1 rRNA gene and 1 pseudogene are annotated in these 566 nt (G+C 63.8%); one reads left to right on the top strand and one right to left on the bottom strand.

Annotation, left to right across the window (positions count from 1 at the left end):
* Positions 1-313 (top strand): annotated as a pseudogene (locus tag JK359_RS38565) (hypothetical protein); the annotation flags it as partial.
* Between the two features lie 29 nt (positions 314-342).
* Here JK359_RS38565 and rrf read toward each other — a convergent pair.
* A 5S ribosomal RNA gene (rrf, locus tag JK359_RS38570) occupies positions 343-459 on the bottom strand.
* Positions 460-566: the final 107 nt, after the last annotated feature.

Genomic DNA, 566 nt, shown 5'->3' on the forward strand with positions numbered 1-566 from the left:
TACCACGGCGGTCGTCGCGTCGGTCGTCCCTGCGGTCGTCGCGGCGGAAGCCACCACGGTCGTCGCCACGCCGGTCGTCACGGCGGTCGTCACGGCGGTCGTCTCGACGGCCGTAACCGCCGCGGTCGTTGTCGCGGCGGTCGTCGCGGCGGTCGTTGTCGCGGCGGAAACCGCCGCGGTCACCCCGGTCACCACTGTCCCGTCGCCGCTGGTCGCGCTCCGGTCGGTCGCCGGGAGAGTTGGTGGACATGGTGACTCCTGTCTTCGGTACCACAAGCATTGTAAAAACAAAAGGACCCCTGGTCCCAGCTGAACGCTGGGACCAGGGGTCCTCCAAAGATTGTTCGGCGGCGTCCTACTCTCCCACAGGGTCCCCCCTGCAGTACCATCGGCGCTGTGAGGCTTAGCTTCCGGGTTCGGAATGTAACCGGGCGTTTCCCTCACGCTATGACCACCGAAACCCTAATGGTTTCGAGCGAACAAGCACACTTTTCTGTTATGCGTTCTGCTCTCAGCCGGCAACCGTTCGTTGCCTCAGAACATACACAGTGGACGCGAGCATCAAT

The sequence above is a fragment of the Streptomyces actinomycinicus genome, assembly GCF_016741775.1.
GTDB classification, from domain to species: domain Bacteria; phylum Actinomycetota; class Actinomycetes; order Streptomycetales; family Streptomycetaceae; genus Streptomyces; species Streptomyces actinomycinicus.